General features: G+C 75.4%; 14 protein-coding genes and 2 pseudogenes. 8 read left to right on the top strand and 8 right to left on the bottom strand.

What is annotated here, in order from left to right:
• Positions 1-95 precede the first annotated feature (95 nt).
• From ABZY91_RS21600 to ABZY91_RS21590, 3 genes are all read right to left on the bottom strand, one after another.
• Positions 96-1,715, bottom strand: a complete 1,620-nt coding sequence (locus tag ABZY91_RS21600) for a sigma-70 family RNA polymerase sigma factor (RefSeq protein WP_355404500.1) — start codon at positions 1,713-1,715, stop codon at positions 96-98.
• Between the two features lie 221 nt (positions 1,716-1,936).
• Positions 1,937-2,980 carry a CAP domain-containing protein gene (locus tag ABZY91_RS21595; RefSeq protein ID WP_355404498.1) on the bottom strand — a complete coding sequence of 348 codons (1,044 nt, stop codon included), beginning with the start codon at positions 2,978-2,980 and terminating at the stop codon, positions 1,937-1,939.
• Between the two features lie 139 nt (positions 2,981-3,119).
• Entirely contained in the window at positions 3,120-4,043 is a 924-nt protein-coding gene (locus tag ABZY91_RS21590; protein WP_355404495.1) for an RNA polymerase sigma-70 factor, read from the bottom strand.
• 231 nt (positions 4,044-4,274) lie between these two features.
• Between ABZY91_RS21590 and ABZY91_RS21585 the strand changes: the two are divergent.
• Both ABZY91_RS21585 and ABZY91_RS21580 read left to right on the top strand, forming a co-directional pair.
• Positions 4,275-4,502: pseudogene (locus ABZY91_RS21585) on the top strand (ArsR family transcriptional regulator); the annotation flags it as partial.
• The gene (locus ABZY91_RS21580; protein WP_355404493.1) at positions 4,499-5,101 is read left to right on the top strand and encodes a dihydrofolate reductase family protein; all 603 of its coding nucleotides are present in this window, start codon (positions 4,499-4,501) and stop codon (positions 5,099-5,101) included. The pseudogene ABZY91_RS21585 and the gene ABZY91_RS21580, both read left to right, overlap by 4 nt.
• 57 nt (positions 5,102-5,158) lie before the next feature.
• On the opposite strand, the gene ABZY91_RS21575 is transcribed toward ABZY91_RS21580, so the two are convergent.
• A complete protein-coding gene (locus ABZY91_RS21575; protein ID WP_355404491.1) occupies positions 5,159-5,653 on the bottom strand; it encodes a GNAT family N-acetyltransferase in 495 nt (164 codons plus the stop codon).
• A gap of 332 nt (positions 5,654-5,985) precedes the next feature.
• On the opposite strand from ABZY91_RS21575, the gene ABZY91_RS21570 reads away from it, so the two are divergent.
• The 5 genes from ABZY91_RS21570 to ABZY91_RS21550 all read left to right on the top strand — a co-directional run bounded on the left by ABZY91_RS21570 (position 5,986) and on the right by ABZY91_RS21550 (position 10,381).
• Positions 5,986-7,530, top strand: coding sequence for an ATP-dependent DNA ligase (locus ABZY91_RS21570; protein WP_355404488.1), 1,545 nt, complete (start codon positions 5,986-5,988; stop codon positions 7,528-7,530).
• Positions 7,531-7,765: 235 nt separating this feature from the next.
• Positions 7,766-8,011 carry a ferredoxin gene (locus ABZY91_RS21565; protein ID WP_329879252.1) on the top strand — a complete coding sequence of 82 codons (246 nt, stop codon included), beginning with the start codon at positions 7,766-7,768 and terminating at the stop codon, positions 8,009-8,011.
• Between the two features lie 142 nt (positions 8,012-8,153).
• Positions 8,154-9,368, top strand: a complete 1,215-nt coding sequence (locus ABZY91_RS21560) for a cytochrome P450 (protein WP_355404486.1) — start codon at positions 8,154-8,156, stop codon at positions 9,366-9,368.
• A gap of 340 nt (positions 9,369-9,708) precedes the next feature.
• A complete protein-coding gene (locus ABZY91_RS21555) occupies positions 9,709-9,870 on the top strand; it encodes a hypothetical protein (protein WP_329879254.1) in 162 nt (53 codons plus the stop codon).
• A gap of 109 nt (positions 9,871-9,979) precedes the next feature.
• Positions 9,980-10,381 (top strand): hypothetical protein, encoded by a 402-nt coding sequence (locus tag ABZY91_RS21550; RefSeq protein ID WP_355404483.1) that lies wholly within the window; start codon positions 9,980-9,982, stop codon positions 10,379-10,381.
• Between the two features lie 242 nt (positions 10,382-10,623).
• Here the strand turns inward: ABZY91_RS21550 and ABZY91_RS21545 are convergent, their stop codons facing one another.
• The 4 genes from ABZY91_RS21545 to ABZY91_RS21530 all read right to left on the bottom strand — a co-directional run bounded on the left by ABZY91_RS21545 (position 10,624) and on the right by ABZY91_RS21530 (position 12,669).
• Positions 10,624-11,511: a hypothetical protein gene (locus tag ABZY91_RS21545; RefSeq protein WP_355404480.1), complete on the bottom strand. Its 888-nt coding sequence runs from the start codon at positions 11,509-11,511 to the stop codon at positions 10,624-10,626.
• Between the two features lie 103 nt (positions 11,512-11,614).
• On the bottom strand, positions 11,615-11,899 hold the full coding sequence (locus ABZY91_RS21540; RefSeq protein WP_329879257.1) for a DUF427 domain-containing protein: 285 nt from the start codon (positions 11,897-11,899) through the stop codon (positions 11,615-11,617).
• A 147-nt stretch (positions 11,900-12,046) separates the two neighbouring features.
• Positions 12,047-12,283, bottom strand: a complete 237-nt coding sequence (locus ABZY91_RS21535; RefSeq protein WP_329879258.1) for a DUF6296 family protein — start codon at positions 12,281-12,283, stop codon at positions 12,047-12,049.
• A gap of 149 nt (positions 12,284-12,432) precedes the next feature.
• Entirely contained in the window at positions 12,433-12,669 is a 237-nt protein-coding gene (locus ABZY91_RS21530; RefSeq protein ID WP_329879259.1) for a DUF2277 domain-containing protein, read from the bottom strand.
• On the opposite strand from ABZY91_RS21530, the pseudogene ABZY91_RS21525 reads away from it, so the two are divergent.
• Positions 12,668-13,921: pseudogene (locus ABZY91_RS21525) on the top strand (MFS transporter); the annotation flags it as partial. The gene ABZY91_RS21530 and the pseudogene ABZY91_RS21525 overlap by 2 nt on opposite strands.
• Positions 13,922-14,090 lie beyond the last annotated feature (169 nt).

Below are 14,090 nucleotides of genomic sequence, written 5' to 3'. Positions count from 1 at the left end.
CGTGGGCGCAACGGTCGGTCAGGCGGGCGCGGTCGCCCCGCCGATGACCGTGCGGGCCCGGTGGCCCCGGCCGGACCGCGTGGTCCGGCCGGGGATCAGCCGAGCGGCGCGCCGAGGTCCTGGGTCCAGTAGAGGCCGGCCGGCCCGCCGGCCACGCCGATGCCGACGTCCTTGAAGGCGCAGTCCAGCATGTTCGACTGGTGGATCCCGCCGTCCATCCAGCGGGAGAAGACGACGGCCGGGGCGCTCGGTCCCCGGTCGAGGTTCTCGCCCCACTGCGACCAGCGGTAGCCGGCCGCTCCCAGCCGGGAGTCCGCGCGGGTGCCGTCCGGACTGATGTGGTCGAAGAACGCGCGCGCCACCATGTCCTCGGAGTGCTTCTGGGCGGCCGCGTGCAGCTTGGGGTCGATCCGCAGCGGGCCGCAGCCGATCCTGGCACGCTCGGCGTTGACCAGGTCCACCAGCTGACGCTCCGGGCTGGGCGGCGGAGTGGCCGAACGGCTGCTGCTCGGGGTCACCGTGGCCGGCGGCGTGCTCGGCACGGGCGGCTCGACGGGCGCGGGCACGGCAGCGGCCGTGACGGTCGGGGACGGCACCGCGCTCGGGGTCTCCGGCCGGGGCTCCGGCGGTGCGGGTATCGAGACCGTCGACGGGGTGTCGGGGGCGGCGGCGGGGGTGGTCGGTTCGGGCACGGTCTCACCGGGCTGCGGGTGGTGGGGCCAGACCATGGCGAGTGTCGCCGCCGCCAGCACGGCCGCCGTTCCGCCGGCCAGGACGGTCTTCCGACGGGCGAACTCGGCCCAGCCGCCGTGCCCTCCGGCCGGGTCGGCCGGGGGCGCACCGGAGCCGCCGGGCGCCGTGGCGCCGGACCCGGTCCCTCCGGAGCCGGCGGGCGGAGCGGCCGAGGCGGCGGAGGCGGCCTGAAGGGCGAGCCCGGTCGGGGAGTCCATCGGGACGGGGACCAGGGCCAGACCGGCCAGCAGTCCCTCGGCCGGGAAGAGGTCGCGGCCCAGTCCGTCGCAGGCGGCGCAGGCCCGGATGTGCCGGGCGATCCGCTTGCGCCAGACCGAGTCGGGCGCGCCGTCCCATCCTCCGGTGAGTTCGGCCAGTTCGGGGCACCGCGGGTAGGCGGTCAGCGCACGGACCACCACCCGGCCCGCCTCCAGTTGCTTCTTCATCCGCTGCACCCGGACGGCGGTGTGCTGGGGAGTCAGGTCGAGCGCGGCGGCCAGCTCGGCGCGGGTGAGTTCACCGCTCGCCTCCAGCCACCAGAGGGCGAGCAGTTCCTGGTCGTCCGGGTCCAGCCAGCGGGTGGCCTCGGCGACCTCCCGGCGCTGGCCGGAGAGGCCGAGCCGGAGGATGGTCAGATCGGTGAAGTCCGCGCGGGGGTCGGCCAGCTCCCAGGTCTCGTCGAGACCGCCCACGGCGGCCTGCTGCTGCCCGGTCGACCGCCGACGGACCTGGTTCATGGTGATCGCGACCAGCCAGGAGCGGAACGCCTCGGGGTCGCGCAGGCCGTCCAGGCCGTCGAGGGCCCGGATCATCGTCTCCTGCGCGACGTCGTCCACGTCGGCATGGCCGTTCAGCGCCCGGCCGGCAACGTTGTAGACCAGCGGGAGCCAGGCGGCGACCAGCGCTTCCCGCGCCTGCGGGTCGCCCGCCTGGGCCGCGAGCACCAGGGTCGTCCCGGTCCTGCTCTGCACGTCAACGTTCATGGGTCCGCACTCCGTCTTGCTGTCGTCCGTCCGCCGCTGCCTCCTCGGAGACCTTCGGGGAGTGCTCAGATAACAACAATTCGCGCGGATTCGGAAAATACGAGGTCAGCGGGGGTCCGCCCCGGTCGGCCCCGGCCCCCGACCCCTGCCGCCGGGGCCGAACGCGGGACCGGATCCGGGACGCGGGACACGGGGCGCGGGACACGGGACACGGGACACGGTCACGACGGTGAGGCGAAGACCTGCGTCCACCAGGGGCCGCCGGATCCGGTCCGGACGCCCACACCGATCTGCTTGAAGGAGCAGTTGAGGATGTTGGCCCGGTGCCCGGGGCTGTTCATCCACGACTCCATGACCGCCGCCGGGTCCTTCTGGCCTCGCGCGATGTTCTCGCCCCAGCTGCTCCAGCGGTAGCCGGTCGCCTCGATGCGCTGGTCGGCGTGGTTGCCCTCGGGGCTGGCGTGGTCGAAGTAGCTGCGGTTCGCCATGTCCTCGCTGTGGACCTGGGCGGCGGTGTTCAGCCGGGAGTCCACGGTGAGCGGCCCGCAGCCGGCCTGGGCGCGCTGGGTGTTGACCAGGTCCGCCACCTGCTGCGCGTACTGGCTGTTCGACCCGCCGGGTCCGGCGGTGGAGGTCGGCCGGGCGCTGGTCGCGGACGGCTTGGCGGGGGCGGTGGTGACGGTCGTGGCGGCGGGAGACTCCGGCTTCGCGGTGGCGGACGCGGAGGTGCTCGCGGCGGGGTTGCGCGGCGTGCCGGAGCCGGAGGCGGGCGCGGCCGAGCCGGACGGACCAGGCACGGCCGCGGAGGCCGACGGCAACGGCGTCGTCGACGGTGCGGTGGACGTGCCACCGGTGGACGCGCCACCGGTGGCCGGGGCCGCGGTCGCGGCGCGGGCCGGGTCACCGGAGGCCGGGGAGGCCGCGGCCACGGCGGCCGGGTCGACGGCGCCGGCCCCGGGGACCTGGATGCCGTCGTGGTCGCCGGCCTCGGCCGCGATCAGCGCCTCGTAGGCCACGGCCTGCTGCCCGCCGTCGGTGCCCTCCTCGCCGCGGTACACCGCGAATCCGGCGCCGGCCAGCGCGGCTATCACCCCGGTCCCCGCGACGGCTGCGACCACCGCCACGATCGGTCCGAGGCCGCCCCCCCGCCGGCCGCGGCGGCCGGACCCGCGACGCCGTGCGGCGGCCCGCCGCGCGGCGCGTCCACCGACGCCGTCCTGGCGTCCGGTCGCGGGGAGGATGGTCGTCCGGTCTTCGCTGTTCACCTGCGCACGCTTCCTGTATCCGGGTCCGTCGGGAGGGTGCCGACACCTGGGAGACCCCGCGGCGGAGGGGGGATAACAGAAAGTACGAACGAATTTCCGAAGCATCTCGGCCAGGCGCGGCAAGAGTACGCGGTCGCGGTCAGGTCGCCCGTCGACGGGCCCGCTTCGCCTCGCGGTCGACCGCCCAGGCGTCGGCGACCGGCCCGAGGTGACCGAGCTTGTCGGGGTTGATCACGCTGCGGACGGTCTGGATCCGCCCGTCCAGCACATCGAGGACCAGGACGTACAGGACCCTGCCGTCGCGGTCGCGGAAGATCGCACCGGGCTGGCCGTTGACCTGGTGAGGTTCGAACGACACGTCGACCCGGGCCAGCAGGGGGAAGACCGTGCCCAGCAGCCGGGCCACGCTCTCCGCGCCGACGACCGCCCTGGCCAGCTGCGGGGCCTTGCCGCCGCTGTCCCCGACCAGCTGCACGTCGGCGGCCAGCAGATGCCGGAGCCCGCCCACGTCGCCGTCCTTCAGCGCGCCGAGGAACCGCGTCGCCAGTTCCCGACGCTCCCGGCGGTCCACGTCGAACCGCCGCCGCCCCGCCTCCATGTGACGCCGCGCCCGCACGAGGAGTTGCCGGCACGCCGTCTCCGAACGCCCGACCGCCGCGGCGACGTCGTCGAAGCCGAAGGCGAACACCTCCCGCAGCACGAACACCGCCCGCTCCGGTGGACTGAGCCGTTCCAGCAGCACCAGCGCCGCCATCGACACCGAGTCGGCCAGCTCCACCGACCGCGCCGGGTCCTCGTACGGATCGCTCAGCAGCGGCTCGGGAAACCACGGCCCGACGTACGCCTCCCGTCGCACCCGCGCGGAACGCAGCACGTCGATCGAGAGCCGGGTCACGGTGGCCGACAGGAAGGCCTTGGTCGACGCCGGCCGCGTCGCCGAGCCGTCGAACCGCAGCCAGGCGTCCTGGACGGCGTCCTCGGCCTCGCTCACGCTGCCCAGGATCCGGTACGCGATCGAGAACAGCAGCGGCCTCAGCTCCTCGAACTCCTCGACCTTGCCCATGCCGGCTCCCCTTCCCCCTGCACCCCTCCCGCCCGGCCTCGTCGGCGCAGGCGGCTTTCCATGATCATTCTGACCCCTGGTGCGACGGCACGGGCCCCCGACCCCCGAACCGCAGCCCCCGGGCCCTCCGCCGCCGGGCCGCTCGGCCGGTCCCGGCGACGGCCCCGCGCCACCCGGCGCGCGCCCTCCGCCACGCCGCCCGGCGCCGGTGCGCATCCCTCCGACTCTCTCCCCCTGCTGCCCGGCGGCGGCCTCGCCTTCACCGCCCACGTCGGGTTCGACCTCCGGTCCACCGGGGCCGGAACCGACCTCGACGTCCGCTGGCGGATCACCGACAGCACCGTCGACTCGGCGGACTTCGTCGCAGGCATCGAGATCGGCTTCGGCCAGAGCCTCGACAAGCTCGCGGCGGCCGTCGCCACGGATCCGCACACCACCGACACCGGGAGCACGGAATGACGAAGCAGACCGCTCGCCGCAGGGTCGTCACCAACATGAGCCTCTCCCTCGACGGCCGCTACGCCGCGCCGGACGACCCGCAGGACATGCGCTGGGTGATGCCGTACGCCCACACCGACGTCGCCCGCGACCACCTCACCGGCCTTCGCGAACCGGCGACGACGGCTCTGCTCGGTCGGGTCAACGCCGAGGGCTTCCTCGGGTTCTGGCCCACCGTCCTCGACACGGAGGGGGCCGACCCGCGCGACGTGGGCTTCGCGAGGTGGCTCGTCGACACCGAGAAGGTGGTGCTCTCCTCCACGCTCCACGAGGCGCCCTGGGAGCGCACGACGATCGTCGACGGACCGACCGCCGAGGTGGTCGCGGATCTGAGGTCCGCCGAGGGCGGCGACATCCTCGTGCTCTCCAGCGCGAGCGTCATCAAGGCCCTGCTGGCGGCCGACCTCGTCGATCGTCTGGCGCTCACGGTCTTCCCCGTCGTCCTCGGCGGCGGCCCCCGACTCTTCGACGACGGCCTGCCCACCGGGAGGTGGACACTCGCCAGTCAGGCCGCGGGCGAGCACGGCACGGTGGCCGTGGTCTACGACCGGGCCCGCTGAGTCGGGCGCCCGGCCCGGCCACGGGCCGGCGCCCCTGCGACCCGAAGACCCGGCCGGTCAGTGCCCCGTCTCGGGGGCGGAGGCCGCCGGGGGCATGTCGTAGGTGACGAACATCGTGCGGATGGCGACCTGGTCGTACTTGCTGCGGGCCCGGTGGTTGTCGTCGGCGGTGATCCACCGGACCGTGTTCCAGCCCCGTTCGGCGGCGATCGCGCGCAGGCGGGCGAGCAACGCGTCGACCGCCCCGCCGCCGCGGACGGCCGGGGCGACGAAGAGGTCGTCGAGGAATCCGGCGACGGCGCCGTGCAGGGGGCGGACGAAGGGGCGGTAGTGGGCCAGGCCGACCGGGGTGCCGTCGGTGTCGCGGACCAGCAGGCCGTCCAGCTCATGGGCGGGGTCGGTGAGCCACGACCAGACCAGCTCGGCCTTCTCCTCCGGGCACGGGACCCGGTAGAACGCGCAGTACCCCCGGAACAGCTCCCGCCAGGCGGCGAAGTCCCCGCTGTCCGGGGCGTCCACGGTCCAACGGGCGGGGGCGGTCTCGGACGTCATGGCGGGCTCCCCGGGTAGCTGCGGTCCTGGTGCGGTCCTGGTGCGGTCCTGCGGTCGCGGGACAGCATGACGGACCGTCGGTTCGGAGCCGATCGACAGTCCGGCCAAGTACGGTCCCGCCCTCACTCCACCGCGGCAGCGGACAGGACGGCAGGGCGGCAGGACGACAGGGCGGCAGGACGGCGCGGCACGGGGCAGCGCGACCGCCCGGCACCGCCGACCGGGAGCGGGACGGGCGGCAGCGGGGCGTGTCCGCCGCGCGCGATCGGTCCGCGTCGTCGATGCTGGACCCCGCCCGCCCACCCGTTCCCCCGTTCCCCGAGGAGCCCGCGATGCTGCTCCGGCACCTGGCCCTGACCTCCCGAGCCGTCGCGGCCGAGCCGGGCCGCCGGGCCAAGACCGAACTGCTCGCGGACTGCCTGCGCGGCCTCGGCCCCGAGGAGGCCCCGGCGGCGGTCGCACTGCTCTCCGGCGAGTCCCAGCGGATGCGGACCGGCATCGGACCGGCCGCCCTGCGCGATCTGCCGCCCGCCAGGGCCGAGCCCGTGCTCGGGGTCCGGGAGACGGAGCGGATCCTGGAGGAGATCTCGGCCGTGCACGGCACGGGCGCCCAGGCCGAGCGGCGCCGGCTGCTGGCGGGCCTCTTCGAGCAGGCCACCGAGGCCGAACAGACCTTCCTCCGCGCGGTCCTGATCGGGGATCTTCGCCAGGGCGCGCTGGACGCGGTGGTGGCCGATGCCGTGGCGCGCGCCGCCGGGGTGCCGGCGGCGGCCGTGCGCCGGGCGCTGATGTTCCGGGGCTCGGCGCGGGCGGTCGCGGCGGCGGCGCTGACCGGCGGCGTGCCGGCGCTGGACGCGTTCCGGCTGGAGGTGGGCCGCCCGGTCCGGCCGATGCTGGCGGCCTCGGCGCCGGACGTCGGGACCGCCCTGGAGCGGATCGACGGCCCGGCGGCACTGGAGTGGAAGCTGGACGGCATCCGGCTCCAGGTGCACCGGGACGGCGGCGAGGTGGCGGCCTTCACCCGCTCGCTGGACGACATCACCGCGCGGGTCCCGGAGGTGGTGGAGGCCGCCCTGGCCCTGCCGGTCCGGTCGGCCGTGCTGGACGGCGAGGCGATCGCGCTCGGCCCCGACGGGCGCCCGCGCCCCTTCCAGGAGACCGCCGCCCGGACCGCCGCCCGCCGGGACCCGGAACGCCTGCGCGCCGAGGTCCCGCTCAGCGTGCACTTCTTCGACCTGCTGCACCGGGACGGCGAGGACCTGGTGGACCGGCCCGGCCGGGAACGCTGGGCCGCCCTGACCGGGGCCGTCCCGGAGGATCTGCGGGTGGCGCGCGCCGAGACCGACGACGGCGACGAGGCGCTGGCCTTCTTCCGGGCCACCCTCGCGCGCGGACACGAAGGGGTGCTGGTCAAGGACCCGGCGGCCGGCTACCGGGCGGGCCGGCGCGGCGCCGGATGGATCAAGGTCAAGCCCCGGCACACCCTGGACCTGGTGGTGCTGGCCGCCGAGTGGGGCAGCGGGCGGCGGAGCGGCCTCCTCAGCAACCTGCACCTCGGGGCCCGCGCGGGCGCCGAACCGGGGCTGGGGCCGTGGGTGATGCTCGGCAAGACCTTCAAGGGGCTGACCGACGAGACTCTCGCCTGGCAGACCGCGGCGCTGCTCGCCCGTGAGGTCGAGCGGGACGCGTGGACGGTACGGGTGCGGCCGGAGCTGGTGGTGGAGATCGCCTTCGACGGTGTGCAGCGCAGTCCCCGCTACCCGGCCGGGCTGGCGCTCCGCTTCGCCCGGGTGGTGCGCTACCGGAGCGACAAGCCCGCGGCCGAGGCGGACACCGTGGCCGCCGTCCGGGAGATCGCCGCCGCCGAAGGGCTGTGAGGGCGCCGCGCGACCGGGCCGGGCCACCCGGGCCGGTCGGCCCGCCACTCCGTCCGATCCGCAATCAAACGTCGGTTTTGCCACACGCGTTCACGAGCAGTGGCAAACCGGCCATTCTACGCAAGGCGGCCACGCACTCTTCGTGTGCGACGGGAACTGGGGCTAGGTTGACACCGACAGCGGGGGCGGCACGGCCCGGGCAGTCCGGTGCCACACCAGTGAGAGGTGTCCGACCATGCGCGTGAGTGTCGATCCGGACCGCTGCTGCAGCTCCGGCCAGTGCGTCATGACCGTGCCGGAGCTCTTCGAGCAGGACGACGCGGACGGGCTGGTGAGGCTTCGTCCGGTCGTCGTGGAGCTCTCCCGGTTCGCCGACGTCCGGCTCGCCGCCCAGCTCTGCCCGGGTGGCGCGATCACCGTCACCGAGGGCACCGGCCCCGCCGGGGGCTCCGACGGCCGGACGAGCGGCGACGCGGCGTAGGCACCGGACCCTCCCCGCCCCCGAACCACCCCGTCGCGCCGCGCCCCGTTCGCCGCACCGTGCCGCGTGCCCCGCCTCGCGCATCACTTCACACATCACTTCGTCGACCTGTGCCCACGTCGTCATACGAGGAGACCTCACCTTGACGAGCACACCCACCGCCCCGGCCCCGCTGCTCCCGGCCCGCCACGACACCCGTTGCCCGTACAACCCGCCGCCCGTGTACACCGAAGCGGCCGGCTCCGGCCCGGTCAGCCGGGCCGAACTGCCGGACGGCACCTCCTGCTGGCTGGTCACCGGCTACGAGGAGGTCCGCACGGTCCTCTCCGACCGGCGGTTCAGCGCCGACGCCCGCAGGCCCGAGTTCCCGTTCCTCACCGTCGGGCAGCGCGAGATCATCGCCACCAACCCGTCCTTCCTCCGTCTCGACGACCCCGAGCACGCCCGGCTCCGCCGGATGGTCACCGGCGACTTCCTGGTCAGGCGGGTGGAGGCGCTGCGGCCCGGCATCCAGCAGATCGTGGACCAGGCACTCGACCGGATGACCGCCGAGGGCGCGCCCGCCGACCTGGTCGCCCACTTCGCGCTGCCGGTGCCCTCCCTGGTGATCTGCCTGCTGCTCGGGGTCCCGTACGCGGACCGGGAGGCGTTCCAGGAGCGCAGCCGGCTGCTGCTCACCATCAACGCCGCGAAGGAGGAGGTCGCCCGGGCGCAGAACGAGCTCCTCGACTACCTCGGCGACCTCGCCACCCGGAAGCGGGACCGGCCCGGCGACGACATCCTCAGCCGGCTCGCGACCCGCGACGACCTCACCCCCCGGCAGATCGCCACGACCGGGCTTCTGCTCCTGGTCGCGGGCCACGAGACCACGGCCAACATGATCGGGCTCTCCACCGCCCTGGTGCTGCGCCACCCGGAGCAGGCCGCCCGGCTGGCCGACCCGGCAACGCTCCCCGGAGCGGTGGAGGAGCTGCTGCGGCTGCTCACCATCGTGCACACCGGGGTGCCGCGGCTGGCGGTGGAGGACGTCGAACTGGGCGGCACGCCGGTCCGCGCCGGGGAGGGCGTGATCGCGATGCTGTCGACCGCGAACCGTGACGAGCGGCTGTTCGGCGGCGAGGACCGGCTGCCCACCGACGAGCTGGACCTCGGCCGGGACGCCCGACGGCACGTCGCCTTCGGTTTCGGGGTGCACCAGTGCCTGGGCCAGCCGCTGGCCAGGGCGGAGCTGCAGATCGCGCTGGCCACGCTGTTCCGGCGGCTGCCGGGGCTGCGGCTCGCGGTGCCGGAGAGCGAGCTGGACTTCCGCACCGAGGCGGTGATCTACGGGCTGAGGTCGCTGCCGGTCAGCTGGTGACCTCGGGGGCCGTCGGCCGGCGGGGGCGGCCGACCGGGGGCGGGCGGGGTCCCGCGGAGCAGGGCTCGGGGGGCGGCCGGGTCGGGTGGTCAGTCACAGGAATGCTCTTCGAAAGGCCGGGCAGCCTTCCCCCCGAAGGTCGCCCGTGCGGCCTCCGTAGGGCCTCCGCACCGTCCTTCGCACGACCTCCCGCCGGCTTCCGGGCCGGTCCGGTTGGCCGTGGCGCGGGCGCGGAGGCAGGCTTGAGGGGCGAGAGAGAGCACGGCCGGTGTCCGTCCGGCACGGCGGCGTGTCGCGCCGGATCGGGGCGGCTCGGCCGGCCCGAGCAGAGGAGCCCGCGATGACCGACATGAGCGCACGCTCCGAGGTGGGCGCCGACCGGGACGAGGACGTCCGCGCGGCCGACCCGGAGGAGGGCATCACCTCGATGCAGAACCAGCACGCGCAGGACACCTCCCAGGCGGAGGGCGATTCCCTGGCGGAGCCGGGGGCGAGCGACTGACCGCTCCCGACGGGGGAGTGACGACGAGGCCGCCCGCTCCCACGGGCGGCCTCCGCGACCGACGGTGCCGCTCCGCGAGCGGTGGCGGACCGCGAGGGAGGATGGGCGCATGACCGAACAGCAGCAGGGCACAGCAGGGCGCGGTGCGGCCGGGCAGGGCCCGGCCGCACCGGAACCGGCCGGGACGCGCGGCGCCGGACCGGTGGATCCGCCGGTGGACCCCCGGGCCTCGTGGGCCACCTGGACCACCCAGTCGATCATCAGCGGACCGGGCGGAGTGACCACCACGGAGGTCGGCCCGATCTCCGGCGACCTCACCGTGCACACCACGTGGGTGGACGGTGAGGCCCGCCTCACCGTGCAGTACACGGGGGCACTGGACTGGTACAGCGTGGCGGGAAGCCCGGTGCCGGCGTCCGACGAGGCCGCGGCGCGGGCCGTCCACCAGGCGATGGTCAACGGCGTCAAGTCCGGGCGGGGCGCCGGGGCGCCGTCACCCCCGGCGGGCTGACGGCACGGGCCGACGGCTCTCGGGGCTCCCTCGACTTCCCGGGCCCCGGGGGCTTCGGCCTTCCTCCGGCCACCGGGTCCGCGCACGGGTGCCGCGTCCGCGCACGGCTACCGGGTCCGCGCACGGCTGCCGCGGCCGGGTTCGGACGGCGGATCCGCGTCGGGCCCTGCGTCCCGGCGGCGCCTGCCCGGCCCGGTCCCGCCGCCCCCGGCGCCCCGTGCCCGGCGCCGGGGGGCGAGCGGTCAGCCGCGCGACTCGCCCCGGTGCACCGGGGCGGCGGCCGACCAGTAGCCCGGGTCCACCGGGAGGCGGCCCTTCAGGTCCTCGCGGACCTCGCGGGCCAGCTTGCGGGTGTCGCGGCGGTTCACCGTGGCCCCGATCCCCGCGCCCACCAGCAGCGGCGTCAGGGAGGGCAGCCGGCGCAGCGAGCTGCGGGTGAGCCGACGGCGGACCTGCTGGCGCACCTCGGAGCCGAGGGCCATCGCGGCCAGGCCGGCCGGCTTCACGAGCAGGGAGCCGTCGATGCCGCGGCGGTTGGCCCAGGCGGTGACGTACGCGGTGGCCCGCTGGGCGGTGCTGCCCTGGGCGGGGACGCCGTAGACCTCGTGGAGTTCGGCGATCAGCTTGATCTCGACGGCCGCCACGGCGAGCGTCTCGGCGGCGATCTCCAGCGGCATCGCCGGAGGCACCGGGAGCATCGCGGCGGCGCCGACCCCGGCGCCGAGGGCGCTGGAGGCCCGGCCGGCGCCGACGATCAGCAGCTCGGCGAGCTTGTCGGGGTCGGCGGCACCGGGGTGCTGGGCCCGCAGTGTCGAGAGGCTGCGGACGGGGATGCGCGGCGCCGTGTGGATCAGCTGCTCCGCGAGGGCCCGGCCGCCGTACACGGCGCCCCTGGCCGCGGCCTGACCGCGGGTGCCGAGCCGACGGGCGATGTCGGCGACCAGCCGGGCACCTCGCCGGCGGCCGCGTTCGACGCCTGCGCCGTACTCGACGACCTGTCCCACGGGGCCGCCTGGGGCTTCCGGGACGGGGCGTTCCAGCTCCTCGACCAGTTCGGCGAGTTCGTCGGCGACACGGTCCGGGGTCGGCTCGGGCTCACTCCCGCGTCCCGGCTTCCTGAAGATTGCCATGTTCTGCGGGTACCCGGTGGTGCGTCGCGGTACGCACCACCGGTGTCCGGGTCCTGTGACGGTCCCGCCACGGCCGCGTGCCGCCCGCCGCCGCCCCGCCGCGTCACCCGGTGATCTCGACCCCGCGCCAGAACGCCACCCGGTCCCGGACGTGCTCCGCCTCCGGCTTCGGGTCGGTGTAGTACCAGGCCGCGTCGGGGTTGGTCAGCCCGTCGACGTCGAGGGTGTAGTAGGCCGCCGTGCCCTTCCACCCGCAGACGGTGGTGGTGTCGGACGGACGCAGGTACTCGGCGCGCACCGAGTCGGCCGGAAAGTAGTGGTTGCCCTCGACGACGGTGGTGTCATCGCTCTCGGCGATGACCGTGCCCTGCCAGCTCGCTGTGGTCATACCGCGATTCTGCCCGACGCCGCACGCGGGGCCCGGCGGTCGGGGCGGGTTCCGGACAGTGGACGGAGCCCGGTGGCAGCGGGCCGCGGGCTCAGGGCGGCGGGCTCAGGGCAGCGGACTCAGGGCAGCGGGCTCAGGGCAGCGGGCTCAGGGCAGCGGTTCGGCGTGGACCGGGAAGTGCGGCGTCTGATGGCCTCCGCTGGCGAGCATCCGCACCTCCCCCGCGTCGCTGATCTCGGCCCGGACGATGCCGCTGGCGTCCTCGTACACCGGGTGGCCGCCGGGGCCGGTCGCGCTGGTGCGGGCGACCACCACGACGTCCTGCGGGGCCTGGGTGCCGGGGGTGCCGGGAAAGGTGAGTGCGTAACGGCTGGCTGAACTCATCGCCGGCCTCCTGGTCCCTGCTCGTCCTGCTCGTCCTGCCGGTCACTCCGGGTCGTTCCGGGTCACCGCCGGTCTGCCGCTGGTCGTCGCCTCTCGTCACGGCCCCGGGCGCTGGTCGCCGCCGAGCCGGTGCGGGCCCGTGGCCGGTGCTAGGCCGAGGCTCCGGCGGACCGTGCGACGGCGCCGCGGACCTCCAGTTCGTCGAGCAGCCGCCCGGTCGCCTCGGCCACGGCGTCCACGGCCCGGTCGAAAGCCTCCCGGTTGTGCGCGGCGGGGGCCCGGAAACCGGAGACCTTCCGCACGTACTGGAGGGCTGCCGCCCGGAAGTCCTCCTCGGAGGCGTCGGGCGTCACGGGTGGTCTCAGCGTCTTGATACTGCGGCACATGCTCCCAGTCTTGCGCGCGAGCGCCCGACTGGCGACCCCCGTACGTCACCGGTCCGCCATGACCGCCACACGGTGTGGTCATCAGACCGGATTAGGATTTCGGCCGAACAATCCTGACTCCTCCCGCTCGTCCCGGAGTATCCCCTTGCCTCTCGCGCTGGTCGCCCTGGCCGTGACCGCCTTCGCCATCGGAACCACCGAGTTCGCCGCCATGGGGCTGCTCCCCCAAGTGGCCGGCGACCTGGACGTCTCCATCCCGCAGGCGGGCTGGCTGATCTCCGCCTACGCCGTCGGCGTGGTGGTCGGCGCTCCGCTGCTCACCGCCCTCGCCGCCGGCCGGCCCCGGAAGACGGTGCTGGTCGCACTCGCCGGGTTCTTCGCCGCCGGAAACCTGCTCTGCGCGGTCGCCCCCGACTTCTGGTCCCTGGCCGCCGCCCGGCTGATCACCGGGCTGCCGCACGGCGCCTTCTTCGGCGCGGGCGCGGTCGCCGCGGCCGAACTCGTCGCCCCGCACCGGCGGGCCCGGGCCGTCGCCGTGATGTTCTCCGGCCTGACCGTCGCCAACATCGTCGGCGTACCGGCCGCCACCCTGCTCGGCCAGCACCTGGGCTGGCGGGCGACGATGCTGGTCGTGGTCGTGATCGGCGTGGCCGGGACGATCGCGATCGCGCGGCTGGTCCCGCACCTGCCCTCCCCCGCCCAGGCCGGCCTCCGGCACGAGCTGGGCGCGTTCCGCAGCGGCCAGCTCTGGCTGGCGCTGGCCACCGTGGTCTTCGGCTGCGGCGGGTTCTTCGCCTGCTACAGCTACATCACCCCGCTGCTCACCGAGGTCTCCGGCTACGCGACCGGGTCGGTGACCCTGGTGCTCGCCCTGTTCGGGGTGGGGATGACCATCGGCAACGTGCTCGGCGGATACGCGGCCGACCGCGCGCTGCGACCGACCGTCTGCGCCGCGTTCCTGCTGCTCGCCGCCGTACTGGCGCTGTTCGCGGTGACCGCACGCACCGAGTGGTCGGCGGCGGTGACGGTGGTGCTGGTCGGGCTGTTCGGCTTCGCGATCGTGCCGGCCGTACAGACCCTGGTCCTGCGCGAGGCCCGCGGCGCGCCGACGCTCGCCTCGGCGACCGTGCAGGGCGCGTTCAACCTCGCCAACGCCCAGGGCGCGTACTTCGGTGGGCTCGCCCTCGACGCCGGGCTCGGCTGGACCTCGCCGACGCTGGTCGGCTCCGGGCTGGCGGCCTCGGGGGCGGTGATCGCGGTGCTCGCCTGGGCCCTCGACCGCCGCCGGAAGGCACTGGCCGGGCCTGGCCCGTCGGGCGTTCCCGGCCCGGCTCCGGCCCCCGGGGCCGGCGGCCACTGGGCGCGTCGGCCTTGCGGTCGTGGTGCAGCTCGACCACCTCGACCGACTCGAAGTACCGGGC

This window comes from Kitasatospora sp. NPDC002965 (assembly GCF_040611255.1).
Lineage (GTDB): Bacteria > Actinomycetota > Actinomycetes > Streptomycetales > Streptomycetaceae > Kitasatospora.
The sequence above is the reverse complement of the archived record's forward strand: the minus strand, read 5'-3'. Positions and strand labels throughout refer to the sequence as shown.